22 protein-coding genes and 1 pseudogene are annotated in these 24,963 nt (G+C 71.7%); 11 read left to right on the top strand and 12 right to left on the bottom strand.

Features of this window, described 5'->3' with window-relative positions:
* Positions 1-51: 51 nt before the first annotated feature.
* Positions 52-1,824 (top strand): PP2C family protein-serine/threonine phosphatase, encoded by a 1,773-nt coding sequence (locus tag ACIP63_RS28615; RefSeq protein ID WP_401521223.1) that lies wholly within the window; start codon positions 52-54, stop codon positions 1,822-1,824.
* A complete protein-coding gene (locus ACIP63_RS28610; protein ID WP_401521221.1) occupies positions 1,821-2,291 on the top strand; it encodes a response regulator in 471 nt (156 codons plus the stop codon). The genes ACIP63_RS28615 and ACIP63_RS28610 overlap by 4 nt, the downstream gene beginning before the upstream one ends.
* On the opposite strand, the gene ACIP63_RS28605 is transcribed toward ACIP63_RS28610, so the two are convergent.
* A complete protein-coding gene (locus ACIP63_RS28605) occupies positions 2,276-4,558 on the bottom strand; it encodes an ATP-binding protein (protein WP_401521218.1) in 2,283 nt (760 codons plus the stop codon). The two genes, ACIP63_RS28610 and ACIP63_RS28605, sit on opposite strands and share 16 nt — an antisense overlap.
* A 331-nt stretch (positions 4,559-4,889) precedes the next feature.
* On the bottom strand, positions 4,890-5,399 hold the full coding sequence (locus tag ACIP63_RS28600; protein ID WP_401521215.1) for a GNAT family N-acetyltransferase: 510 nt from the start codon (positions 5,397-5,399) through the stop codon (positions 4,890-4,892).
* Between the two features lie 186 nt (positions 5,400-5,585).
* Between ACIP63_RS28600 and ACIP63_RS28595 the strand changes: the two genes are divergently transcribed.
* Positions 5,586-6,227: a GNAT family N-acetyltransferase gene (locus ACIP63_RS28595; RefSeq protein ID WP_401521212.1), complete on the top strand. Its 642-nt coding sequence runs from the start codon at positions 5,586-5,588 to the stop codon at positions 6,225-6,227.
* Between the two features lie 48 nt (positions 6,228-6,275).
* Here the strand turns inward: ACIP63_RS28595 and ACIP63_RS28590 are convergent, their stop codons facing one another.
* From ACIP63_RS28590 to ACIP63_RS28565, 6 genes and pseudogenes are all read right to left on the bottom strand, one after another.
* On the bottom strand, positions 6,276-6,896 hold the full coding sequence (locus tag ACIP63_RS28590; protein WP_401521209.1) for a hypothetical protein: 621 nt from the start codon (positions 6,894-6,896) through the stop codon (positions 6,276-6,278).
* Positions 6,897-6,990: 94 nt separating this feature from the next.
* Positions 6,991-7,791, bottom strand: coding sequence for a MerR family transcriptional regulator (locus ACIP63_RS28585; protein ID WP_401521207.1), 801 nt, complete (start codon positions 7,789-7,791; stop codon positions 6,991-6,993).
* Positions 7,784-8,321, bottom strand: a pseudogene (locus tag ACIP63_RS28580) (VOC family protein). The gene ACIP63_RS28585 and the pseudogene ACIP63_RS28580 overlap by 8 nt, the downstream one beginning before the upstream one ends.
* A gap of 138 nt (positions 8,322-8,459) precedes the next feature.
* Entirely contained in the window at positions 8,460-9,023 is a 564-nt protein-coding gene (locus tag ACIP63_RS28575) for a hypothetical protein (protein ID WP_401521204.1), read from the bottom strand.
* A gap of 255 nt (positions 9,024-9,278) precedes the next feature.
* Entirely contained in the window at positions 9,279-10,037 is a 759-nt protein-coding gene (locus ACIP63_RS28570) for a polysaccharide deacetylase family protein (protein ID WP_401521201.1), read from the bottom strand.
* Positions 10,038-10,270: 233 nt separating this feature from the next.
* The gene (locus tag ACIP63_RS28565; RefSeq protein WP_401521199.1) at positions 10,271-10,870 is read right to left on the bottom strand and encodes a hypothetical protein; all 600 of its coding nucleotides are present in this window, start codon (positions 10,868-10,870) and stop codon (positions 10,271-10,273) included.
* Positions 10,871-11,351: 481 nt separating this feature from the next.
* Here ACIP63_RS28565 and ACIP63_RS28560 point away from each other — a divergent pair, with 481 nt between their 5' ends.
* The 6 genes from ACIP63_RS28560 to ACIP63_RS28535 all read left to right on the top strand — a co-directional run bounded on the left by ACIP63_RS28560 (position 11,352) and on the right by ACIP63_RS28535 (position 18,810).
* Positions 11,352-11,699, top strand: coding sequence for a hypothetical protein (locus tag ACIP63_RS28560; protein ID WP_401521197.1), 348 nt, complete (start codon positions 11,352-11,354; stop codon positions 11,697-11,699).
* A 93-nt stretch (positions 11,700-11,792) separates the two neighbouring features.
* Positions 11,793-12,446 carry an SRPBCC family protein gene (locus tag ACIP63_RS28555; protein ID WP_401521194.1) on the top strand — a complete coding sequence of 218 codons (654 nt, stop codon included), beginning with the start codon at positions 11,793-11,795 and terminating at the stop codon, positions 12,444-12,446.
* 258 nt (positions 12,447-12,704) lie between these two features.
* Positions 12,705-13,631 carry a serine/threonine protein kinase gene (locus ACIP63_RS28550; protein ID WP_401521191.1) on the top strand — a complete coding sequence of 309 codons (927 nt, stop codon included), beginning with the start codon at positions 12,705-12,707 and terminating at the stop codon, positions 13,629-13,631.
* A 4-nt stretch (positions 13,632-13,635) separates the two neighbouring features.
* Positions 13,636-15,840 (top strand): PQQ-binding-like beta-propeller repeat protein, encoded by a 2,205-nt coding sequence (locus tag ACIP63_RS28545; protein ID WP_401521188.1) that lies wholly within the window; start codon positions 13,636-13,638, stop codon positions 15,838-15,840.
* 38 nt (positions 15,841-15,878) lie between these two features.
* Positions 15,879-17,966: a serine/threonine-protein kinase gene (locus tag ACIP63_RS28540; RefSeq protein ID WP_401521185.1), complete on the top strand. Its 2,088-nt coding sequence runs from the start codon at positions 15,879-15,881 to the stop codon at positions 17,964-17,966.
* Positions 17,967-18,063: 97 nt separating this feature from the next.
* The gene (locus ACIP63_RS28535; protein WP_401521182.1) at positions 18,064-18,810 is read left to right on the top strand and encodes a DUF1838 family protein; all 747 of its coding nucleotides are present in this window, start codon (positions 18,064-18,066) and stop codon (positions 18,808-18,810) included.
* Positions 18,811-18,848: 38 nt separating this feature from the next.
* On the opposite strand, the gene ACIP63_RS28530 is transcribed toward ACIP63_RS28535, so the two are convergent.
* Together ACIP63_RS28530 and ACIP63_RS28525 are read right to left on the bottom strand one after the other, a co-directional pair.
* Entirely contained in the window at positions 18,849-19,709 is an 861-nt protein-coding gene (locus ACIP63_RS28530) for a winged helix-turn-helix transcriptional regulator (protein ID WP_401521180.1), read from the bottom strand.
* A gap of 42 nt (positions 19,710-19,751) precedes the next feature.
* Entirely contained in the window at positions 19,752-20,735 is a 984-nt protein-coding gene (locus ACIP63_RS28525) for a helix-turn-helix transcriptional regulator (RefSeq protein WP_401521177.1), read from the bottom strand.
* Between the two features lie 93 nt (positions 20,736-20,828).
* Between ACIP63_RS28525 and ACIP63_RS28520 the strand changes: the two genes are divergently transcribed.
* Both ACIP63_RS28520 and ACIP63_RS28515 read left to right on the top strand, forming a co-directional pair.
* Entirely contained in the window at positions 20,829-21,251 is a 423-nt protein-coding gene (locus ACIP63_RS28520) for a VOC family protein (RefSeq protein ID WP_401521174.1), read from the top strand.
* A gap of 9 nt (positions 21,252-21,260) precedes the next feature.
* Complete coding sequence (locus ACIP63_RS28515; RefSeq protein ID WP_401521172.1) at positions 21,261-22,352, top strand: winged helix DNA-binding domain-containing protein; 1,092 nt, start codon at positions 21,261-21,263, stop codon at positions 22,350-22,352.
* Positions 22,353-22,444: 92 nt separating this feature from the next.
* Here the strand turns inward: ACIP63_RS28515 and ACIP63_RS28510 are convergent, their stop codons facing one another.
* Positions 22,445-23,656 (bottom strand): S8 family peptidase, encoded by a 1,212-nt coding sequence (locus ACIP63_RS28510; RefSeq protein ID WP_401521170.1) that lies wholly within the window; start codon positions 23,654-23,656, stop codon positions 22,445-22,447.
* Between the two features lie 250 nt (positions 23,657-23,906).
* Complete coding sequence (locus ACIP63_RS28505; RefSeq protein WP_401521167.1) at positions 23,907-24,863, bottom strand: SMP-30/gluconolactonase/LRE family protein; 957 nt, start codon at positions 24,861-24,863, stop codon at positions 23,907-23,909.
* Between the last annotated feature and the right edge of the window lie 100 nt (positions 24,864-24,963).

Genomic DNA, 24,963 nt, shown 5'->3' with positions numbered 1-24,963 from the left:
TCCCCTGATGGGCCGGGGCCGACAGTGGCGATACGGGACGGCGGATCAGCGGTGGAGCAGCACGAGGGCAGAGCTTCCCGTCAGGCGGATGACGGATGGTGGTCCGGCCGTCTGCATGAGCTCTGGCGTGTCGCCGAGACGGCGCAGGACGTGGCGGGGCTGTCCGATTCCCTCTACGACATGCTGCTCCGTATGCCCGGCGTACTGACCGTCGTGGGCACCCGCTGGAGCGGCGGGCTGCTGCACTACTTGCGGAGTGTCACTTCGGCGGAGCCGACGCCATCCCGCATGGAAATCGAACAGGATTACGGTGAATCCGGCGCCGCCGGTGCTCCGGACGGTGACCCGGCCGTCACGGTTCATGACGTGTCCGGGCTCGACGGCGCCATGCCGTACGTCCAGGTGCTGGCGGCAGCCGGAGCGCGGAGTGTGGCCGAGTGTGCGGTGCCGCTGGGGCAGGGCGGCTGGGCGTCCTTCATGGTCGGCACCGAGGGCAGGGACGCACTCGATGCGACGCTGCGGACGCGGTTGAAGCAGGTGGCCGAGGTCGCCATGGTCTCGGACAGACGCATCACGGCGCGGCGCGACGACGAGGTGCGTCAGGTGAGTGACGCGTTCCTGGCGGAGGCGTCGTTGCAGATGGATTCGAGCCTTGACGTACGGAGCACCGTGCGGCGGGTGGCTCGCACGGCCGTTCCCGCCATCGCCGAGGGGTGCGTCGTGCATCTGCGGCCCTCCGAGGGACTGACGCCCGTGTCCTTCGCGCACATGGACGCCGGTGAGCAGCAGTGGCTCGGCAAGGTGGCGGCCGAGGACACCTGGCTGAAGGACGTGTTGCAGGGGGTCCTCGACAGCGGGCAGGCTCGGGTGCTGAAGGGTGAGGAGCTGGAGGGGGGACCGTTCGGGCCCGAATCGTCCGGGGCGGGCCGTGCCGTGCGTGCGATCAGTGTGAACCCGCTCAACGCCCGGGGCCGGGCCCTGGGGACCCTGACCTTCATCTACCACCGGGTGGTCGTGGCCGAGGGGGCCTCGCGGTTCCTCGCGGGTCTGGCCGACCGGGCCGCGCTGGCCATCGACAGCAGCACCCTGTACGAACAGCGGCGCCGTCACGTGGTCTCCCTCCAGCGACACCTTCTCCCGAGGGAGCTGCCGCGGATCCCGGGGCTGACGCTGAGCTCGGCGTACGAGGTGGGTGACGTCTCGCTCGATGTGGGCGGTGACTTCTACGACGCCGTGCCGGGGGCGCAGGGGGGTGTGACCCTCCTCATCGGTGACGTATGCGGTCGCGGAGCGGAGGCGGCAGCCCTCACGGGGCTGGCCCGCCATACCCTGCGCACCCTTCTCGAGGACGGCAGTACGCCCGAGCACGCACTGGGACGGCTGAACGACGCCCTGGTCAGGGAGGGCACGTCCCGCTTCGTGACGGCGCTCGTAGCGGTGCTCGTACCCGACGGAGAGGGGTTCCGTGTGCGTTGTTGGAGTGCCGGGCATCCGGCTCCTCTGGTGCGGCGTGAGGAGGGCACCGTGGAGGAGCTCCCGGCGCACGGGGATCTGCTGGGCGTACTGGAGGAGATCGAGTACGGATCCGGGTCGGCGCGCCTGGCGCCGGGCGACGCACTGGTGATGTTCACCGACGGGGTGACCGAGGCGAGAGCGGCCGACGGGACGTTCCTCGAAGCACGTCTGCAGGACGTGGTGGCGCAGAAGGGTATCGGTGACGCCCAGGGGTTCGCCGAGCGGCTGGCAGAGGCCGCGGTGGAATTCCGGGCGACGGGCTCCGACGACATCGCCGTGCTGGTCGCGCGGGCGGAGCTCGTCGGATGAACGGGGCTGCCGGGGCCGGGGAACAGAGGATCGATCACGACCTCGTCTGGGTCGTCGAGGACTCGGCGGAGGACGCCGAGGCCATCGCGCGGGCGCTCGGCCGCACGCACCCCGGCCTGGTACTGGAATTCACCGACCGGGGGACGGGGTTCGTCGAGCGCCTGCTGGAAGCCGGCCGACGGCCGGGGCTTGTCCTCCTGGACCTCAAACTGCCCGGTCCCGGTGGGACCGAGGTGCTGCGGTCGATCCGTTCCCGGCCGGAACTGGACGACGTGGCCGTGGTGGTCTTCACGTCGGCCACCGGGCCGGACGACGTGGACACCACCTATGCGGCGGGCGCCGACAGCTACATCTACAAGCCGGTCAACTTCGAGCTCTTCCAGGCGGTGCTGAAAGGTGCTGTCGACTACTGGCAGAGGAGGGCGACGGGTGGGGAGGAGGGCCCTGCCGCTCAGCCTCCTTCCTGACCCAGGGTGAAGAAGAAGGTGCTCCCGCGGCCTGGTCGGCTGTCGAGCCACAGCTCGCCGCCGTGGCGCTCGACGATCCGCTTGACGATCGCCAGTCCCACGCCGGTGCCGCCCCCGCGCTCCCCCTGCCCGTGCAGTCTGCGGAACAGCTCGAAGACCTCGTCCTGCCGCTCGGGCGGGATACCGATGCCGTTGTCCCGGACCACGACGGTCTGCCGGGGAGGGCCGCCCGACGGTGGGCGGAGCGTGTCGACCAGGACCTCGACCGTGCGGTCGCCCTGGTCGGCGGCGTACTTGGCCGCGTTCACCAGGAGGTTGACCAGTACCTCGTAGAGCCGGTTCTCGTCGGCGTACACCTCCGGCAGGTCATGTCTGATGACCCGCACGTGGGCCTCGGCCAGGCGATCGCCGGCCACGTCGAGTGCGGAGTCCAGCACCCGGTCCAGGGGGACGCGGGAGCGGTGCAGACCACCCCGGCCCAGCCGGGCGAAGTGCAGCAGCGAGTCGAGCAGGTCGTCCATCCGGCCGGCCAGTCGCCGCATGGTGTGCAAGCGGCGGACGGTGGTGGCGTCGAGCTGCGCCGCGGCGTCCTCGATGACGAAGGCCGCGGCGTTGGAGATGCCTCGTAGCGGTTCCTTGAGGTCATGAGCTGCGACGTGGGCGAACGAGTCGAGGTCGGAGTTGGTGATGCGCAGCTGTTCGTTCAGTGCCGCGAGCTCCGCCTCGTGCCGGAGTACGACTCCGGTGAGCGTGCGCCAGAGTTCCTGCGCGGTGGCATGGTCGGTCGGTGTCCAGGGCAGGCACTGTCCGTGCACCATCGCGCGGAACACGGCACCGGAGCCGCGCGGGGTGAGCCGTTCGCCTCGCGGCCCGACCTGGACGGGTCTGGAAGGGTCGGTGGCCCATTGGCGGGCGGTCGGACGGGCCCTGCGGAACCAGGCGAGGAAGTCGCCCGACCGGCTCAGTGTCACCATCAGGACCCCTGCCGGACCGTCCTCCACCGCGTCGTCGGGCATGTCCGGCTCCTCCGCGAGGCGGTCCGTGCTCCAGAGCGTGCCCGGTGCCGGCCCTGCCGCCCGTCCTCGAAGGGCCTCCAGCAGAGCGGGCGGCACGCTCATGCCGCTGATGGTGCTGCGGCCGCCGCGGAGGAGCGCCGCACCGTCCGCGTCCAGCAGTGTGCTGAGGGCGTCGTCACCTGCCAGGAGCGAGTCCTCCACGTCGGACGTGACCCGGGAGATGATCCGGTCGAGGCGCTCGCGGGACGCGGTGAGCGCCTCGGCCTGCTCCCGTTCCTCGATGACCGCGAGCTGGAGGGAGAAGGCGACGCCGAAGAACTCACAGGCCGCCCGCAGTTCCGGGGGGATGGTGACCGCGGTGTAGCCATGACAGGCGATCAGCCCCCAGAGCTCGCCCTCCCGGAGGACGCTCACCGACATCGACGACTTCACACCGATGTTCCGCAGGTACTCCAGATGGAAGCCGGACACCGTGCGCAGAACGGAGTTCGACAGGTCCAGCGGGAGGTCCGAATCGGCTCGGAGCGGGGGGTGCAGGCCCACACTGATGTCGTCCACGTCGGCGATCGCCCGGATCCAGTTGTCCCGGTAGAGCCGCCTCGCCTGGGGCGGGATGTCACTGGCGGGGAACCAGAGTCCCAGCCACGGCTCGCGGCCCTCGGTGACTTCCTCCGCGACCACCTCTCCCGGCCCGTTCTCTCCGTCGAAGCGGTAGGCGACGACCCGGTCGAAGCCGGTCAGCGCCCGGATCTCACGGGCGGCCGCCCGGCAGCACTCGGCCGCCGTCGTCGAGGACCGCATACGCGTCAGAGCTCGCCGGACCCCCTGGTAGAAGTGCGCGAAGTGCGGCGCCGCGACGGCGCGCGCCTCACACTCCAGAACCAGTAGGGGCCCCTGCCGGTGTGCGGTCACGTCGAACATCCGGGGAGTGCCCGCCACATCGATGGAGACGGGGAGAACCAGGCTCGCCGCCTCGTGCTGAGCGCCGACCTCCAGCGCCTCGGCCCAGTGGTCGGGGGTCAGCACCCGTGTGATGGGCCCGCCGACCAGCACCTCGGCAGGGATCCCCAGCAGGCGGCCCGTGTTCAGGGCTGCGGTGTCCACGGTGCCGGTGTCGGCCTCCACCGCGAGCAGGGTCCCGTGGGACTGGATCATGCCCAGCCGGTGGATGGGCTCCCGGACACATTCGCTGAGATCGAAGCCGATGGCCGCCGCGGCCTCGGCCTCGCGCTCCGGTTCCGGCAGGGACATCTCTTCTCCCACGCACCGAGTTCTCGATCCGGGCCGGTCGGACGTCCGGATCGCCGCGATCCTTCCACGGTGGCCCTCGGCGGAGGAGCTGCTGCAGGCGCGTGTCGGCGATCACCGTGGCGTGGACAGTGCCCTTGTCCCGCCGAGGGCCCAGCCGAAGGGAACCGAACGGCGCGGCGTGCGCCTGGCGCAGGACCCCCGGCGTGCGCCTGGCGCAGGACCCCCGGCGTGCGCCTGGCGCAGGACGCCCGGCGTGCGCCTGGCGCAGGACGCCCGGCGTGACGTCCTGCGCAGGACGACCGGGCGTCCCGGTCATGAAGGGGAGCCGGCCCTACGTCAGGGCCTTCCGCATCAGGGTGCACACGGTCTCGTACCGGCGCAGGGATCCGTCCGGCGTCTCCACGTCCCAGGAGTCCGGCCAGCTGCCGTAGGCCACGTAACCCAGGCGTTCGTACAGCGCCCGGGCGCGTGGGTTGCTCTCCTCCACTCCGAGCTCCGCACGCCGCAGGCCGCGTGACCTGATGCGGTCCTCCGCGGCGCGGATGAGCACGGTGCCCAGACCGCACGACTGGAGGGCCGGGAGCACCCCGAGCTGCCACAGCGTGCCGGCGCCGGCCGCGGCCTGGTAGTCGACGCCGCCGATCGCCACCGGAAGACCAGCCGGGGTGCAGACCGCGAGGTAGTCCACCTCCCCGGCCGCCGCGCGCTCCAGCTCATGGGCCACGTGCACCAGATGGGTCGCCGAACCGGACCAGGCACAGGCCGGCAGGTCGGCGGGCGTCAGATCACGTACGAGGACGGGGACGACGACCTCGGCCGCACCGGCCGGTGAGAGACTCATGCGCCCATCCCAGCAGTCCGATGCCGTTCCGCACAGTGGATTTCGGCGCTGAGCAGGACACCCGGCCGGGCGTGCCGCTACCTGCCGGCCGGACGAACGGGCCGGCCTTGCGTCATAGTTCTGATCACGGGCCCCGCCCTGGGCCGGCCCCATGGACAGCCCGACCATTCCTTCTGCGAGGTGCACGTGATCGACCGTCCGCAACCGGCCACGGAGTTCGGGATCCGCGCCGCCGACACGGATGACGGGGCCGAGGTCGAGCGGCTCTACGAGATCTGCGTGCGCACGGCGGCGGGAGGCGAGGACGCGACCGAGCTGTTCGAGGACCCCCGACTGCCGGGGGAGATCTTCGTCGGCCCCTACCTGCGGTACGCGCCCGATCTCGCCTGGGTTCTCGCCCAGGCGGACCGGCCCGCCTCGGGGTACGTCCTCGGCGTCGCCGACACGGCCTCGTTCGAGCGGACCCTGGAGCGGGAGTGGTGGCCCGCCCTCCGGGACCGCTACGACGGGGAAGCGATCCGTGAGGGTACGGCGGATGCCCGGTCCTGGGAGTGGATCACCCATCCCCCCACCGCCTCGGCTGAATTGGTGTCCGCGTACCCGGCCCACCTGCACATCGATCTTCTGCCCGAGGCTCAGGGCGGCGGCAACGGCTCCCGTCTGATCCGCACCCTGCTCGGTGCGTTGCGCGCGCGGGGCGTTCGCGGTGTCCACCTCGGAGTGGGGAAGGCGAACGCCCGCGCGATCGGGTTCTACCGCCACCTGGGCTTCGAGCAACTCACCGAGGAGCCCGGCTCGCTCACTCTGGGGATGGACCTCCGCGACTGACCCGCCCCGTCACCTGGGGCTCCGCGGCTCGGGCAACCGGCCGGCGGCTCATGAGGCTCGAGCGATCCCGCTGTCACCGGGGTCCGGCCACGTGGCCACGAGGGACTGCCAGTCCGGGAAACGGCGGCCGGGCACCATCTCCCGCATCGTCTCACCGTTGAGCCAGCACACCCGCTCGGGACCGCCGTCACCGGTGTCGAACAGGCAGCACACTCCGCCACTTGCGGCCGCGAGGCCGGTGAACGCCTTCCTGACGTTGGCCGACCGTGCGAACAAGCGGCTCATGTCCGACGTCGCCGCCCAGAGCTCCACCGACGCGTAATCGGGGTGCGGGAGCGACTCGAACCGGACCGTCGCGTAGACGTACCCGACCTGGAGGCGACCGTCCGCGTCGGGTTCGGGGCGGCCTGTCTCCGCGTACGCGCGCAGTACGTCATCGACCTCGAACATGATGGAGGTGTCGAGCTCGAACGTGCCGCCCGTGGAGCAGTCGACCGGCTCGCTCCCGAAGTGGGACGTGAACGGGAGGACGAGCCGGTCACCGCCGGGCAGGGTGACCTCGAGCGGCGGCACGCCACCGGCCGGTGGCGCCAGCTCGGCCAGCGCGGTCAGCGCCCTGGCGATGTTCCCGGGCCGCAGGTAGATGTCGTAACCGTAGGTCAGCCCCATGTCTCCCCCTCTGCCGGGCCGGACCGCAGCTTCTCATGGCCGGCCCCCGGGGAGCAGCCCTGTTTCGGGGCGGGACGCCGCCCCGGACCGCGCTCTACTGCCAGGTCGCGGTGTCGGGGTCGATGCCGTGGGTGCGGGCGGAGGCGTCGACGATGCGGCGGAACCATGCGGCGAGGCCGGTGCGGACGCCGTCGTAGTGGGCGGCGAATCCCGGATCGGTCTCGTACATGCGGCCGAGGCAGACCTGCATCTGCCTGGTGAGGGGGAAGTACGAGGCGAAGACCTCGCGGTGCCGCTCGACGAGTTGATCCGCTTCCGGGCTCCCCGGTGTGACGCCCGCGTCCATCGCGTCTCCGAGGGCCCGGTCGAGGCCCGCCACGGCCTCGGCCACGGTTTTCCATTCCTCCGGGCCGCGGGAGGCCGAACGCTCGGCGAACTGCAGCCACTGCGTCGTGGCTCCGTAACGCCGGCGGGCTTCGGCGGGCCCGTCCGGGTCCCATGTGGGGCCGAAGACCGCGGCCTGCTGTTCGGCGCTCAGCAGCAGGCCGCGCTCGTGGGCCTCGATCATCCGGTCCAGTCCGGCACCGAGCTGCTGGAGGCGGTCGATCCGTTCAGCGACCCGGGCGCGCTGTGCGCGCAACGCACCGGGTACGTCGGCGGTCGAGTCGTCCAGGACGGCCCGAATCCTGTCCAGGCCGAGGCCGATCTCCCGGTAGACGACGATGCGGTGCAGACGTTCCAGGTCAGCGGCGGTGTAGAGCCGGTATCCGGCAGCCGTACGCAGTGACGGGCGCGCCAGACCGATCTCGTCCCAGTGGTGCAGGGCGCGGACCGTCACGCCCAGACGCGCCGAGACCTGTCCGACGGTCAGGTCGTCATCAGTGGCATCAGGCATGCTCCTCATTGTCGCCGGGGCGCGCCGGCGGGTGGGGTGATCCCGACGGCTGCAAGGTTCCGCGCCTCCTGGCTGTCCGGGTCGAAGGGCTTCGCGGCGGTGAGGACGATCCGCGCGTTCTCGGGGGTGGTCACCGTCAGGTCGCGGGTGTTCCAGGGAGTGTCCCGTGGGCCTTCGACGGAGTCCGGGCACAACGCACGGCAGGCCTCGACGAGGGAGTCGACCTGGCTGAGCACGCAGGAGAAACTGAAGCTGACCGCCGGTGCCTGCTCCGGAACGCTGGGCGCCGGGACGAGGAGCACGTCCTGGAACGCCCACCGGCGCAGATGCACCACCTGGCCGGGGATGCTGAACAGCTCGATGAACCCGAGCCCACGGATCCAGAAGTCCATGGACGCCGCCAGATCGGTCGTGGGGATCGTCACGAACGCCGGCATCCCGTAGATGCCACGGAACGGTTCCGGCGGAACCGCCTCCGGGCCGGGAACGGGGACGGGGCCCATCTCGAACGCGTCGTAGTAGTCGCTCATGGGCCCCACGGTGAGGCCTCACGCAACGTGAGGGTCAAGCCGGACGTGAATCTCGTCCGGCGGACGATGCGACCGAGGCCGTGGCCGGGCGGCCCCGCCGCACGTGCGTACGCGGGGCCGCGGGCCCACGGCCGCCGGTCAGACGACTGCGAGGGTGCTGACGCCGTCCAGCTCCGTCAGCCCGGCCGGGCTGAGGCAGGGCGTGAGGTCGGTCAGATCCGGAATGATGGCGACGGTGACGTTGACGAGGTGACCGGCGTAACGGCCGCTCTGCACCGTCCCCACGGACGTATAGACCTGGGTCAGCCCGGCGGCGCTGATGTCGATGCCCGTGACCCGCACGGTGGACTGCTGGGTACTGCCGTTGACGAGGTGCCAGACCAGCGTGGCCGTCGCTGTGCTGGGGAACGTGATGCACGTGGCGCCGGGGACCGTGCTTCCCTCGCTGTAGGAGACCGAGGTGACACCGTCGTTGACCGGGCAGGAGCCGTACGCGCCGTTCGACGCGTAGGTGACGGTCTGGGGCACGAGCTGTTTCAAGCCCGGGCTGTACGTCGTGAGTTGCTGCCCCACGCAGGTGATCGGGGGAGCAGCCGAAGCGGTCCCGGCCCACAAGGGGCAGGCGAGCGCGGTCGCGAGCGAAGTGACGACCAGGCTTCGGACGACGGGGCGGTTGATCGGGCGTTTCACTGTGCGTTTCATCGGACGTTTCCTGGGACGTTTCATGGGATGCCTTTCGTTCAGCCGTCCCGGTGTGTGGAACAGCCGTCCAGCAGCCCCGCCCGGAGGCTGGAGTGACGGCCGGTCGAGAGGGCACTGCCCTCTCAACGTGGCACCGAAGGACCTCGCGGGACAGGCCCCGAAGAGGTGGGTACGGCCGCGCCCGAACAGGCCATACGGAAACGCGTGCTGACTACTTGGGATTTGCGTACGGGTGGCGGTGAGGTCGGGCCCCGATCACCGCACGGGGAAGCCGAAGGAGTATCCCTGCTCCTTCAGCCAGGGCAGCACCTCGCGCAGAGCGGCCACGGTCTGGGAGCGGTCCCCTCCCGCGTCGTGGAAGAGGACGGTCGGGCCGTTGGAGATCTCCCTCTTCACGGTGGCGACCATGGTGTCCGCGCCGGGAAGCTCGAAGTCCTTGGAGTCGACGTTCCAGCCCAGCGGCCGCATCCCCCGGGACGCGGCGAGCTTCCTGCTGTACGGGGTGAATGCGCCGCCCGGGGCCCGGTAGTACTGCGGCCGTACGCCTCCGGAGGCCTCGGTGATCATGCGTTCGGCATCGAGGATCTGCTGCGACTGGAACGCCTCGGACCGGGTGTCCATCGTGGTGTCGTGCTCGACCGTGTGGTCGCACAGCCGGTGCCCGGCCGCCACGACCTTCTTGACCAGGTCCGGGTACGCCTTGGCCTGCGTGCCCACCATGCAGAACGTGGCCTTCACGCCGTTGTCCTCCAGCAGTTGCAGCACCTGCGGCGTCCAGACCGGGTCCGGTCCGTCGTCGATGGTGATGTTGACGCCGCGGGCGCCGCGGTCGGAGGCGTGCGCGATGTCGGCCGCCACCTTGACCACCGGCGCCGAGACACGCGCTTGCGGCTTCCGTGCTCCGGCGGGGTCGGCCTGCGCGGTCCACACCGAGGTGGCGGCGGCCAGCACCGTCACCCCTAGCCCTGCGGCGAGGAGCCGGCCGTGCCATCCCTTTCCCTTGTGCCTTGCCATGTCCGACCGCCCCTTTGCTGCTTCCGCCGATGCCGTGCCCCCATCAAGTCACACGAACGCCCTGGCCAGGCACCCCTGTTACCGATCACGGACGAACCCGCAGGGGGCCGGCGACAAACGCGGGGGTTCCGCGACAGACGCAGGGGTTCCGCGACAGACGAAGAGCCCGTCAGCCGGCTGACGGGCTCCCGCGAAGGACTGGGACTCAACCTGCCATCAGGTCAGGTCAAAGGTCAGATCGTCGGCGTCTCGTCGACGATCTCCTTGTGCGGCTCGACGACGAACCTCCAGCCGTCGCTGGGCTCCAGGAACCGCACCCGGGTCGGGTAGATGTCCAGGGCGCGGCGGTCACGGTTCTGGCTGTTCGCGCTCTTCCGTCCCCGGGCCGGCTCCTCGTACAGGTCGACCTTGACGTCCGGCACTGCGACCGTCTCCTCGCTCCAGCGCTGCACGATGCCCGCGCCGAACGCGTCCCGTGCGGCGGAGTACAGCGATTCCAGGGAATCCTTGTTCCCGGCGGGCACGAAAAGGACGAGATTCAGGAGGACGCCGGCACTCTGGAGAACTTCGATCTCTTCCCCCGCCTTGTCGGAAATCCAGATCCCACTCTCCTCGGCATTGTCAGGGAGAACATGAGCCTCCTCGCCGAAGATGGTCCGCACAGCGAACGCCCCTCCCTCGAAATTCTTTCCCGGCTCCGCGAGGAAAGCCGGTGCGTAGCAGTCGAGAGGAAGGCCGTCCGTCCCTGCCGAGACGAAGATGCCGTCCTGGAGGCCCAGTTCGGAAACCTCTGCGGCCGTAAGACGTCGAGCCGTGACCTTCTCGGTATTCACGCCATTCCCCTTTTTTCGCGGCGTCCTGTAAATCCATTAGGACTATACCACGAAAGCGGCGAGTAATTTCTCACCGCCGGGCCGTCAGGAGAATACTCTCGCATCGCAGGCAAAGCGCAGCCACTGGAGATAAATGCGACGCGAGAACGATTCGAGGCTTCGGCGGAGGGCCTTTCGGAATTAACTCAGCCATCGAGTGGAATTCGGACGGTCTCGCGAACACCTCGTGGCGCAGCCGAGCGGCGAACCGCGACGTCCGGAGCACACGCCTCCGCCAGGGGCCTGTCGCGCGGTCTCGCAACGCCCGTGACCTTACGGGCGCAAATTTATGGCCGTGACCTCTTGCGGCGTTCCACTTACAGCCGTAGCGTTACGAGCGTAAGGCCGCACGGACGGCGGGCCGGCCCGGCAGGCCCGGCATGACCGTCGGCGAAGCATGCGAATCCGAGAACGACAGACCGAGAGAAACAAGGAGGAAGTCGTGGCACGCTCGCCCCGCTCCATCACCCGTGAGCAGCGGCGCACCCCCCTGGCGGTGACCGTCTCCGCCTGGGTCGCCCCGCTGCTGGTGCTCACCGGGTTCGCGTTCGTCGCATGCGTCCCGGTCCTGATCGCACTGATCGGCGCCCTCGCCCGGGCCCGCGACAGGGTGGTCAAGGCGGCAGCCACGGTCCTCGCCGTCACCTACGCGATCCCGTTCGTCATCTGGCAGACGCGGCCCGACGGCGCACCGAGCCTGTCGAAGGACATCCACCCCGGGTTCATCGGACTGATCGTCGCGGCGTCCGCCGCACTCCTCCTCACCCTCCACGGCGTCCGCCGACGCTGAAGGCCCCTGCCTCGTACGTCATGTCCGCGCTCCTGCGCCTCGCACACGGCAACTCCCCGACCTCAGTCGCTTTTCACGGAAGGAATCCGTCCCATGTCCACCACCCGGCCCAGCCTCGCCACGCACATCGCGGCGCTCGCCCTCTCGCTCGCCGCCGCCGGCAGCGTCCTCGCAGCCACCGCCTCTTCCGCCCAGGCCTCTTCGGGGCCCGCGCACACCGGCCGTCACACCGCCGCGCTCGAATGCCGCGGGCAGGGCGTCGATCCCGACTCCCGCGTCCGCTACCGGACCCAGATCAAGATCGACGCACCGCTGAGCACGGTCTTCAGGGCGCAGACGGACGTGGAGCAGTGGCCGTCCTGGCAGGACGCCGTCCTCACCAGCGAGCGGCTCGACTCCGGTCCCCTGCGCGCGGGTTCCTCCTTCAGGTGGACCACCCCGGTGCCCGCCACCCCATCGACGCCGGCCACCACTCTGGAGATCACCTCCACCGTCCAGCAGCTCCAGCGCGACCGCTGCGTCCGCTGGACCGGGCCCGCGGACGGCGAGGGCATACACATCGACGAGGGGACCCACGTGTGGACCTTCACCGCGGTGAAGGGCGGTGTCCTCGTCCGTACCGAGGAGACCTGGACCGGCGAACAGGCCGAGGCCGACGTCCCCACCTCGACCGAGGCACTGGGCGCGGGCCTCGAGATCTGGCTGAAGGACCTCAAGGCCGCCGCCGAAGCCCGAGCCGACTGCTGACCCTGACTCCCTCACACACCGCCGCGCGGCGCCCCAGGGGCCTGGGGCCGGTCATCGAGGCCCGCCGGTGATCAGCGGCGCCTGCCCGTCCGCGCGCCGGACGGCGGGCCACCGGCGCGCACGCGAGCCCCGACCGGTCGGCGCCCGTCCCCGGTCCGCCGTCGCTCTCCACGTCCCCCGCGTGGAGGGTGGCGGCGCCTCCGGGCCGGCACGCCGGTAGTCTCATCTGGCCGCTGTCGTGGGTGGGGGGATTCGCACATGGAACTAGCACGCACGGACCGCCCGCACCCGGGCGGGTCGCGGCGGATCGGGCCGTACCACCTCATCGCCCGTCTCGACCCGAGCGGAGCTGGCCAACCGCCCGTACCCGTACACCGGTTCATCGGACGCAGTGCGGACGGCGACCGTACGGTACTCATCAGCGCGCCGCTCGACGGCGCCGATCCGGGGCGCTTCCTCGTCGAGGCCGACGCGGGCCGCCGCCTCCTCGGCCCTTGGGTCCTGCCCGTCGCCGAGCTCGCCGCCCAGCCCGACGCGCCCTGGTACGCCGCCCCCTACCTCCCCGTGCTCCCGCTCCCGGTGGCGCTCGCCGTGCACGGCGGACCACTGCCCGAGCGCACGGTCCGGTCCCTGGGTGCGGCCCTGGCGGAGACGCTCACGGGGGCGCACGCCGTCGGCATCACGCACGCCGGCCTGTCCCCCGCCTCCGTGCTCCTCGCCTGGGACGGACCGCGCCTCACCTGCTTCGGCGCGGTCCGCACCGCGGCCCCGGACGGCACGGGGCGCACCGGCCTGCCCGGGCTCGAGCCAGGCAGCCTGGCCCCCGAGCAGGCGACGGGCGGGCGGCCCCGGCCGCCCGGCGACGTCTACGGGCTGGGTGCGGTGCTGGCATACGCGGCGACCGGTCACTCGGTCCCCGACACCGCGGAACTGCCGGAGTCGCTCCGGTCGTTGGTCGCGCGCTGTCTGGCGCGTGACGCCGCCGCCCGCCCGGCCGCGTCCGAGGTGCTCGGCGCGCTGGCGGGAGCGTCGTCCGCCCCCGTGGCGACGGTCCTGGACCCGGCCGGCGCACTGCTGGGGCCGGGCTGGCTGCCGAGCCGGGTGGTAGCGGCCATGGCACGCCAGTCCGCGGAGGTCCTCGCCGCGGAAGTCCGTACCCCGATCTCACAGACCGCCAGGACCTGACGCGATGCTCTCCCCTCTGACCCATGACGATCCGGCCGGGCTGGCGGGCTTCCGCCTGCTCGCGCGGCTGGGCCACGGCGGTATGGGCACCGTCTACCTGGCCCGTTCGCAGGCCGGCCGCACGGTCGCTCTGAAGACCATGCACCCCTCCATCGCGGCCGACGTGGCGTCGCGCACCCGCTTCCGGCTGGAGGCTGACGCGGCGCGCATCATCGGCGGCCATCACGGCGCCGTCGTCGTCGACGCCGACCCCCTGGCGCCCACCCCGTGGCTCGCCACCGAATACGTCCTCGGCCCGCCCCTGGACGAAGCCGTCGCCCTCTGCGGGCCCCTTCCCGAGGCGACCGTTCGCGCGCTGGGCGCCGCGCTCGCCGGGGCCCTCGGTCAGCTCCACACCTCGGACGTGGTCCACCGTGATCTGAAGCCCTCGAACGTGATGGTCACCGCCTACGGCCCCAAGATCATCGATTTCGGCATCGCCCACGCCTCCGGTGGCGACCACCTGACCCGCCCCGGATCCGCCGCCGGAACACCCGCCTTCATGTCCCCCGAGCAGGCGGTCGGCCAGGAACACACACCCGCGGGTGACGTGTTCGCCCTTGCCGGCGTCCTTCTCCACGCCGCCACCGGCCACGGCCCCTTCGGCACCGGACAGGCCGCGGACCTCCTGTACCGCGTCCGCTACGCCGAACCCGACCTCTCCGGCCTCTCCCCGGCCCTGGCCGCCGTCCTCGGCCCCTGCCTGGCCAAGGATCCGGCTGGGCGGCCCACCACCCACGACCTGGTCAGCCGGCTCCACAGCGGTGAGGGTCACTTCGCGGACCATCTCCCCGACGCCCTGCTCGCCGACATAGCCCGGCGGGCGTCCGAGGTCTGGCAGCACCGGCCCGAGCGGCTTCCCGCTCCCGCCGGTCACGCGACGGCCGAGACCGTCCCGGCCACCGCAGCGCCCGGCATGAGCCGCCGCAAGCTCCTCACCCTCAGCGGCAGTGCGCTGCTGGCCACGGCGGCGACCGGCGCGGGTGTCTGGGCGGCGACGCGGGAGCGGGGCCCGGACGCGCCGCAGTCCGCGGGCGCGGGCAGCGCTCCCGTGGCCCGATGGAAGCGGAACATCACGACGGCCGCACCCGATGAACTGGGACGTCCGCTCGTCGTCGGCGGCAAGTTGATCGTGACCACCGAGGCCGGAGTGAGTGCCGTGGAGGCGTCGACCGGGCGGCCCGTCTGGTCGGGCAACGCGGTGCTGAGCCCCTGGGACGTGGCCACGGACGGGGAGCGGCTCTTCGCGGTGGACTACTCCCTGGACCCGGGAGAAGGACTCCGTATCGCGGAGATCGACCTCGGCGACGGGTCTCTGGCGGATCCGGTCGTGGTCGAGAAGGCGTACAACGGGAAGCTGGTGGGGAATCAGCTTCTCTGCGTCGACGGTGACGTCGCGTGGCTGCTCACCGCGCGGGTGCGTGAGGAGGACACCGCCGAGTCGAGCGGTGTCGGCCCCGAACGCGGCTGGCTCGTCGCCTCCTTCTCGCTCTCGACGGGCAAGCGGCGCACCGAGTTGGTCCTGGACGAGACCGTGCCCGGGGAGTACCCCTGGGTGACCGGTGCCCGAGTGACCGGTTCGAGCCTGGTCCTCTTCTTCCGTACGGAATCCGGCGGGGTCGACGCGCTCGTCTGCGACACGCGTACAGGGACGCGCGTGTGGCGGGCGCCCCTCGGTATCACGGCCGTCGACGCCGCGCGCAGTCCCGTCTCCTCGGACGCCGAGCACCTCTACACCGCGTCGGACGCGGTCACGGCGCGGCGCGTGAAGGACGGCAAGGAGGCATGGAGTTACAAGGGGACGAACGTGACCGCGTACGGCCCTCCGGCGGTGAAGGACGGAGTCGTCTACGCGGTGGAAGCCGTGGGAGAGCGGGGCCTCGTGGCCATCGACTCGGGCACCGGCGCACTCCTGTGGCGGGAGAAGAACCCTGTGGCGTCCGGGCACGAGCTCCGGGTGGCGCCCACGGTCGACGACGACTACGTCTACAAGCACTGCGCGGCGGGGCTGCGCGCCATCGGTCTCCGCAGCCACGAAACGGCCTGGCTCCACCCGGAGAGTCTCGACAAGTTCAGCGCCCTGATCGCGGAGGGGCTGCTCATCGGCGTCGGGGAAGGGCCGGTGGCCGCCCTCCCCCTGGAGCGGCCCTCGGACCATGCGTCGTCGTAGGCCCCCACCTCATCACCACGAAGGGCTCGGCTCACACCATGCAACCTCTCAGTTTCGGCGACCCGATCCGGCTGGGGCCGTACCGCATCGCCGGTGTGCTCGGCGAGGGCGGCATGGGCAAGGTGTACGTGGGTCATGACAGTTCCGGCCGCCTCGCGGCCGTCAAGGTGCTCCGTCCCGAGCTCGCGCACGACCAGAACCTCGCCCAGCGGTTCCTGCGCGAGGCCCGGACCGCGCAGGCGGTGAGCAGCACCGGTGTGGCACGCGTCGTCGGGTCGCACACCGAGGGCGGGCGCCCTTGGATCGCCACCGAGTATCTGTCGGGGCCGACGCTGGAGCAGGCGGTCGCGGGCCACGGGCCGCTGGACGAGGCCGGTGTACGCGCGCTGGCCGCCGCCCTGGCGTCGACCCTGCGGGACATCCACGCGGCGGGGCTGATCCACCGCGACCTCAAGCCCGCCAATATCGTGCTCACTTCCTCGGGCCCCCGCGTCATCGACTTCGGCATCGCGCGCCCCGAGCACGGCCTCACCCTCACCACCACGGGCCAGGCGCCGGCGACCCCGGGATACGGGGCCCCCGAGCAGATCCTGGGTCAGCGCGTCGGCCCGTCGGCCGACGTGTTCTCCCTCGGGGCGGTCCTGGTGTACGCGGCGAGCGGCAGGCAGGCGTACGAGGGTGCGCACGTCGCGGCGGTGCAGTACGAGGTGGTGCACGGCAGCCCGGCCCTCCACGCCGTGCCGGAAGCGCTCCGCTCCCTCATCGCGCCGTGCCTGGCCAAGGACCCCGCACACCGTCCCCAGCCCTCGTCGGTGATCCAGATGTCCGCGCCTCCTCGCGGCGCGGACAGGCTGTGGAAGAAGGGTGTTCTCGGCACGCAGATCAAGGAGCACGAGTCCCGGGCGAGCCGTCTCAGCACTCTGGCCGGCACCACTGTCGCGGAGGCGAAGCCGTCGCGGCGGCTCTTCCTCACCTCGCTCGCCGCCGGCGGAGCGGTGCTTGCTCTGGGCGGCGGCACGACGGTCTGGTGGCTGAACAGAGCGCCTGGTCTGCCCGAAGCCGCGGACGCCCCGCCGGCGGAGCTGCTGGCCGCCGGTGAGTACGAGTCGGGTACGCCGCCCAAGCCCCTCTGGGGGCCGCTGAAGGCAGCCGCGCCGAGTGCGTCCATGCTGCTGCCGGTGCGGGATGTGGTCATGATGGCCGGCTCGTCGGAGGGACTCGCGGCGCACAGGGTGACCGACGGCCGCCTGAAATGGACACTTCCGGAGGTGTCGCCGTCCGCGGGCTTCCTGAAGCTGACAGGCGAGCAGTTCGTCGCAGCCGACGCCGGCGGCGACGTCCGCTGCTATGACGCGTCCACCAGCGAGCCCCGTTGGAGTGTCCCGGCGAAGGCGGAGAAGCTGCTTGCCACCTCGCCCGACGCGAAGCTCGTCTTCGTGCTGACGAAGGACGGGGAAATGGCCGCAGTCGACACCGAGGCGCACAAGGTCCGCTGGACGGTGGGGGCCCCCGCCGAGGCCACCGTCGACCAGGCCGCCGTGGCCGTCGCCGGATCGGGCCGGCTGGTCGTCTGCACGGCGGACGGGCACTACTTCGCCCTCGACTCCGCCAACGGCGACGAGGCCTGGCAGCTGGGCGGCCACGCCGGGACGGCGCTGACCCCCGCCGTCGAAAAACGGTTCGTCTACGTCGGCGGGACATCGCTCCTGGCACTCGACCTGGAGACCGGCAACGAGGTCTGGTCGGCGGCTTCGCAGTCCCTGAGCCCCGAACAGGACGGATGGGGTTCCCCCGTGATATCCGGCGGCTCCCTCGTCGCCATCGACGACGGCCGCCTCTACCGGGTCGACAGAACAACCGGGGCCCAGGACGGATACGTCGCGTGGCCGGACGGCACCCTCCCGTCCCGCACACCACCGGTCCTCCAGGGCAGCACTCTCTGGATCGTCGAGGGGAGCACCTCGTCAGGCGTATCGGCCTTCGGAAACAACCCGGACAGCGAATCGGACGGCCAGCTGATGTGGACCTACGAGCCGGAGTCGGAGGGCGACCGGCACCTGGCCGCCGCGGGCAACCGGGTGTTCCTCCTGGACAAGGGGTCGGTCGTCGCGCTGCCGGTGTTCTGAGCGCCGTGGCCGGGGGCGGAAGCGGCCGCGGTCGCTTCCGCCCCCGGCCCGGGTGTTCGCCCCCCGGGCGGGGCGGCTGTCGCGCACAGTGGTCCGTATGACGACTCCCGCGGAGCTGCTCCGCTCCTTCGCCCGGACCCGCGCCTCGCTCGACGGTGAGGAGGTCACGTACTGGTGGTCCGGAGACGTGTACTCCTGGGCCCCTGACGAGCCCTACCAGCGCGTCTTCGGCTTCGAGGGTCTCAATGTCTCCCGCCTGGTCCAGGACGCCGAGGCCGGCCCGGACGCGTACCGGCTGCTCACCCGTGAGGCCGCCTTCTACCTGGACCCCGTCACTCGCGAGATCCTGGAGACCTGGCAGGACCTGCCGGTGGTGCACGTCTGGAACGACCCCGCGAACCAGAAGTGGCGCCCCTTCCCGATCCCGACGACCGAACTCGGCGGACAGGTCTGCTTCAGCCTCGAGATCCCGCTCGCCTACCCCTCGCCGCTGCCGGTCGCCCAGTACCCCGTCCACTCGGCCGGCGACACGTACAAGGCCCTGGAGCTCTTCCAGTTCTTCGCCGACCGCGCCGACCTGGCCGGCCCGGGGCCCGGTGTCCCGGCCACCATGTCGTGGAGCCGGATGTCCCCGTGGCTCCCGTGGATGGCCCGCGGGCAGCGGCCCGGCGGCCTCACCTTCCACTGCCGGGGCCGCAAGCTCGGTTCGTACGCCGAGGTTCCCGGCCGGACGCGCGCCTACATCGCGGGCCACCACCCGGAGTTCGCCCACGCCCCGGAGGAGTGGAGCGAGCCGAACGAGACCAGCTGGACGTACTTCCGCAAACTCAACCCCCCGGAGTAGCGGGGGCGCCGGCGCGCCGCCCGGTCCCGGCGCCGCGCTCAGTTACCGGGGAGGGCGGCCGCCAGGTCCAGGGCTTCGGCCACGGCGCCCGGGATGTCGGTGATGGGCAGCATCACGTGGCGCACCACGCGGTCCGGGCCGACGACCAGGATGAGGCGTTTGATACGGAGATCCTGGCCCGTCCGGAAGGTCGGCAGCCGCAGCGCCGCCGTGAGCCGGAGCCGGGCGTCGGACAGCAGGAGGAACGGCAGTTCCTCGGCCTTCGCGAAGTCCGCCTGTGCCTCGGCGGGCTGGGTGCTGACACCGTGGACGGCGACGCCGGCCGCTTCGAAGCGGGGCCACGCCTGCCGGAACAGGCGGTTCTCCAGGGTGCATCCCACGCCCCCCGGAACCCCCTCCGGGATGCCCGTGCCCGGGTACGCGAAGACGACCGTGGCCCGCGCCCCTTCGCGGACCACGTCGTGGGGACGGCCGTCCGTGCCCGGCAGGGTCAGACCCGAGGGGACGGTCTCCCCCACCAGCCCCCGGGTACGCCGGGTCTCGGCGGCCTCCTCGCCCGGGAGCCCGGTGACGGTGCCGTCCCCGAGAAGCCAGCGGTCCGCCCAGTCCTGGAGGGAGACCAGGACGGGCACGAAGCCCTGCCCGCGCGGCGTCAGGTGGTACTCGTACCGCTCCGGGCGCTCCTGGTAGAGGCGGCGTTCCAGGACCTCGCTCCCGACCAGTGCGCGCAGCCGCTCGGTGAGGACCTTGCGGGAGACGCCGAGTTCCTGGGCCAGGCTCTCGAAGCGCACGTGCCCGCGTGCGACCTCGCGGAGCACCAGCAGACTCCACCAGTCCCCCACCACGGCGGCCGCCTGGGCGATCCCACACGTGTCATCGGCAGCGCGGCGTGGATTCATGGCTGCACTCCGGAGGGCGAGGATGGGACGGCCGGCCCCATCCTAAGTAAGTTCCCTTTCGGAACCACCGCCTGCGGCCCTGGCGTAACGCGCGGCGAGTTCGGCGAACGCACGGGTGAGCCGCGGGGGGCCGATGACGTGGATGTCGGCCCCGAAGTGGCCGATGGTGGTGGCGAGGCCGGTCCACGACCAGGAGCCGAGGGTGAGCCGGCAGCGGTCGGGGCCGAGTTCCTCCACGATTCCGTCCCGCGCGAAGGGCGCCACGGCCTGCGCGGGGAGCCCGAGGACGACTTCGCCGCGGCAGGGCCAGTCGGTGGTGGAGCCGTCGGTCCCCCGGAAGCGGCCGGTGACGAACGCGGCCACGTCGTGCCCGGGGAGGTCGCGCGGGGTGAAGCGCGGGCCGGTGGGGGTGCGGGGACGGATGCGGCCGACGCGGAAGGTGCGCCAGTCCTCACGGTCGAGGTCCCACGCGATCAGGTACCAGTGGCCGCGCCAGGTGACGAGGTGGTGCGGCTGGGTCCGGCGGGCCCGGCCGGGGGCGTCCTGCCCGTAGTCGAAGCGCAGTTCCTCATGGGCGTGGATGACGCGGCCCAGTTCCACGAGGAGCTCCGTGCCGGCCGGGGAGACCTCCTCGGCGCCGGGCGGCCGGACCGCGGTGACCCGTAGCGTGTCGATGCGCCGGCGCAGGCGGGGCGGCATGACCTGGCGGACGGTGGCCAGGGCTCGTGCGGCATCCTCGCCGATCGTGCCGTCGGTGGCCGCGGACTGCAGGGCCAGGGCCAGGGCGACGGCCTGGCCGTCGTCGAACAGCAGCGGGGGCAGCTGCGAGCCGGCGTCCAGGCGGTAGCCGCCGGCGGGGCCCTTGAAGGCGCGCACGGGGTAGCCCAGCTCCCGTAGGCGGTCGATGTCGCGGCGCACCGTGCGCGGGGTGATGCCGAGCCGCTCGGCGAGATCGTCACCGGACCAGTCGCGTTGCGTCTGGAGCAGCGAGAGCAGCGCGAGCAGCCGGGAGGACGTCTTCTGCATGCTCACCATTCTCTCCGCATTACAGGACACAACCTGTCCGCTACCCGTGGAATGGTCGGTATCAAGATCAGCCCGAGCAACAAGGAGAAGGCCATGTCCGTCACGACCACCACTCATCTGAACTTCCGGGGCGACGCGAGGGCGGCGCTGGACCACTACCGGTCCGTCTTCGGCGGCCGCGTCACCGCCATCACGTACAAGGACATGGGCGACGTGCGCAACGAGAACGAGGCGGACTGGGTCGTCTGGGGCGAGGTGACGGGCGACAACGGCTTCCACGTCATGGCCTACGACGTGCCGTCCCAGCTGCCCTGGGACCAGGGCAGCAGCCCGTTCTTCGTCTCGGTGCGCGGTGACGACACGGATGAGATCAGCGCCCTCTGGCAGAAGCTGGCGGAGGGCTCGACGGTGGTGCAGCCCCTGGAACCGTCGCGGTGGGCGCCGCTGTACGGCATGCTCACCGACCGCTTCGGCGTGACCTGGGTCCTGGACGTCGCGGCCCCGTACAACGGCTGATCCACTCCCATGACCGTCCTCGACACACGCGCCCTCAACCGCGCCACCCTCGCCCGGCAGTACCTGCTCGAACGCTCCACCGCACCGGTCCGGGAGGCGGTGGCGCACCTGGCGGGCCTCCAGGCCCAGGAGCCGCAGGAGCCCTTCACCGGCCTGTGGACGAGGCTGCGCGCCTTCACACCCGACCGGCTCGACCGGGCGCTGGTGGAACGGCACGTCGTACGCACCCACCTGATGCGGCGCACCGTCCACCTGGTCACCGGCGACGACGCTCTCGCCTGGCGGTCCCGCCACGACGCCATGCTGCTCCAGCGGGTGAGGGGCACCTACCGGCGCGAACTCGCGGGCATCGACCCCGGCGAAGTCGCCGCGGCCGGCCGGGCGGTCATGGCCGACGGCCGGCCCCGCACCATGGCCGAGCTCGTCCAGGCGCTCCAGGACCGCTGGCCCGGCCCGCCGCGCCGCGCCCTGGGCGAGCTCGTCGTCGCCGCTCTGGTCCCGATGGCGCAGCTTCCTCCGCGCGGGCTGTGGCAGACGACGGCCGGCGTACGGAACCTGCCCCTGGCCGCGTGGCTCGGGCGTGATCCCGCCCCGCTGCCCGAGGACGCCGACGACCCGGTCGGACAGCGGCTGGTGCGCCGCTACCTCGCCGCCTACGGGCCCGCCGCCACGGCGGACATACGCTCCTGGAGCGGTCTGGCCGGTCTCCCCGCGGCGGTCGAAGCGCTCCGGGACGAGCTGGTCACCTTCCGGGACGAACGCGGCCGGCTGCTCCTCGACCTGCCCGACGCACCGCGGCCGGCGCCGGACACACCCGCCCCCGTCCGGTTCCTTCCGGCCTTCGACAACGCGATCCTCGGCTACAGCGACCGCAGCCGCATCATCGACGACGCCGACCTCGGCCTGTCCGTCGCGGGGGAACGCGCCGTGCTCGTCGACGGCCGCGTCTCGGCCACCTGGACCACGCGCGACCGGCAGCTGTGCGTCACGCCCTTGCGGCCCCTGTCTCCCCAGGAGCGGGCCGCCGTCGAGGAGGAGGGCCACGGGCTGGCCGCCTTCCTGGACGAGGGCATCGACCGCGTCGCGATCACACCCGGCTGAACCGCCGGCCGTGACAGGGCGGCTCCACGGCCGACGCGGGCCGGGGGCGCGTGCGGGGAGTTCCCCCGTACGCGCCCCCGGCCGTCAGGTCGTCACGGGACGAGCTTGAGGAGCTTGTTCGGTGAGCCGGTCCCGACGCCGGTGAGGACGCCGGACGTCGCGCCGTTCACGAGTGCCGAGGCCACGGTCGCCGGAGCGGCACCGGGGTGGCTCGTCAGGTAGACCGCCGCGGCGCCGGAGACGTGCGGGGCGGCGAAGGAGGTGCCGTTGCCGGTGTAGGTCGCGCTGTTCGAGGTGTTCCAGCCGGCTGTGATGTCGGAGCCCGGCGCGAAGATGTCCACGACGGGGCCGTAGTTGGAGTAGCTCGCGCGGGCGTCGGTCCGGGTCGTGGCACCGACGGTGATCGCGGTGGCGACCCGCGCGGGGGAGTAACCGGACGCGAGTGCGCCCGAGTTGCCGGCCGCGATGGAGTAGGTGACTCCGGACGCGATCGACCTGCTCACCGCGTTGTCCAGTGTGGTGCTGGCCCCGCCGCCGAGCGAGACGTTGGCGACGGAGTCCGCGACGTGGTTGGCGGTGATCCAGTCGACACCGGCGATCACCCCGGCGGTGGTGCCGGAGCCGTCGTTGCCGAGGACCCGCACCGCGACGATCTTCGCCTTCTTCGCCACGCCGTAGGTGGTTCCGGCGACGGTGGTGGCGACGTGGGTGCCGTGGCCCGCTCCGTCCTGGGCGGTGCTGTCGTTGTCGACGAAGTCGTAGCCGTACGAGGCCCGCCCGCTGATCTCCTGGTGGGTGATGCGCACCCCGGTGTCGAGGACGTACACGGTCGCGCCGCTGCCGCCCGTGTCCGGGTAGGTGTACGTGCCGCTCAGCGGCAGGGTGGCCTGGTCGATCCGGTCGAGTCCCCAGGGGGCGTTGCTCTGGGTGGCGGTCGAGTGGACCTTCTGGTCCTGCTCGACCGAGGCGACCGCCGGGTCGGCGGCGAGCCGCCTGGCCTCCGTGCTGCTGAGCGTGGCGGCGTAGCCGTTCAGCGCCGATGTGTAGGTGCGCTCGATCGTGCCGCCGTGGTCGGCTATCAGCTGCTTGCCCTGGCCGGCGGACGCCTTGAACCCGGCCGTCGGCCTGAGCGTGACGATGTAGCTACCGGGGACCGCCCCGGCTGCCCCGGCGTGCAGGACTCTGCCCTCGGGCTGGGCCGCCTGGGCGGGTAACGCCGCACCGACGCCCACTGCCAGCGCCAGAGTCGTCGCGGTCGCGATCGCCCCGGCGATCCGCCTCCTGGTGTCACTCACTGCTGCCATCGAGAGGTCCTCCTCGAACGGTGGCGCGCCAGGGGTCCGACGCGCCGACGGGTGGGGCGTACGGGGTTCGTACGCCCCACCTGACGATGGCGCGGTGCGTTCGGGCGGAGCAAGGAAATCCAGGTAGCTGTCATGACCGCGCCACACTGGTGACGGTCCGTCAATCCGGCGTCAACACAACGCAATACAGGATTCGCACGAGGCGCGCGTCTCCCGTGCCGAAGCCTGCCTCACCGTGCCGAAGCCTGCTTCACCGTGCCGCGTCCAGCCAGGGCCTGCGGCCGGGGCCCGTCGGGTGGGTGCCCGTGACTCCCATGACGACCGAGTAGAGGCTGGTCTCCGCGGTGATGAAGAGGCGGTTGCGCTTGGCGCCTCCCCAGGCGATGTTGGCCACCGCCTCCGGGACGACGAGCCGTCCGATCAGCGTGCCGTCCGGGTCGTAGCAGTGCACCCCGTCGTCCATGGCAGCCACCCAGAGCCGGCCGCCGTCGTCGAAGCGGAGGTTGTCGAAGCGGGCGGCCTCCCTGGCCCCGGCCTCGGCGAAGATCTCGCCGTCCGACAGGGTGCCGTCGTCCCGTACGTCGAAGACCCGGACGAAGCCGGCGCGGGTGTCGGAGACGAACAGCTGCCGCTCGTCCGCCGAGAAGACGAGCCCGTTCGGCGCTCCGAAGCAGTCGGCGACCAGGCGCACCTCACCGGTGGACGGATCGACGCGGTAGACGTTGTTGGAGCCGATCTCGCTCTCCGCGCGATAGCCCTCGTAGTCGCTGGTGATGCCGAAGTCCGGGTCGGAGAACCAGATCGAGCCGTCGGACTTCACGGTGGCGTCGTTGGGGCTGTTCAGACGCCTTCCCTGCCAGCGGTCCGCGAGCACGGTCACCGTGCCGTCGTGCTCGGTCCGCGTCACCCGCCGGTTCCCCTGCTCGCAGGTGACGAGCCGCCCCTCGCGGTCGAGGGTGTTGCCGTTGGTGTGCCCCGCCGTACGGCGGAAGACGCTCACGGCGCCCGTCTCCTCGTCCCAGCGCAGCAGCCGGTCGTTCGGGATGTCGCTCCAGACCAGGTGGCGCCAGGCGGGCACGTACACGGGGCCTTCGGCCCAGCGGCAGCCGGTGTACAGGACCTCGAGGGCGTCGTCGCCGTTCATGCACCGCCCCTCGCGGAACCGGTCGTCGAAGCTCTCGTACAGCCCGGGGTGCTCGCTGGTCATGGACATCCATCCCTTCGGGAGAGACGGCCGAACACTTCGGCTTGGCCGAAGATTGCTGGATGCCCGGGCCGGAGATCAAGGGGAGACCTTCGCCACATCG

This window comes from Streptomyces sp. NPDC088746, assembly GCF_044751065.1.
In the GTDB taxonomy this organism is placed as follows: Bacteria; Actinomycetota; Actinomycetes; order Streptomycetales; family Streptomycetaceae; genus Streptomyces.
The sequence above is the reverse complement of the archived record's forward strand: the minus strand, read 5'-3'. Positions and strand labels throughout refer to the sequence as shown.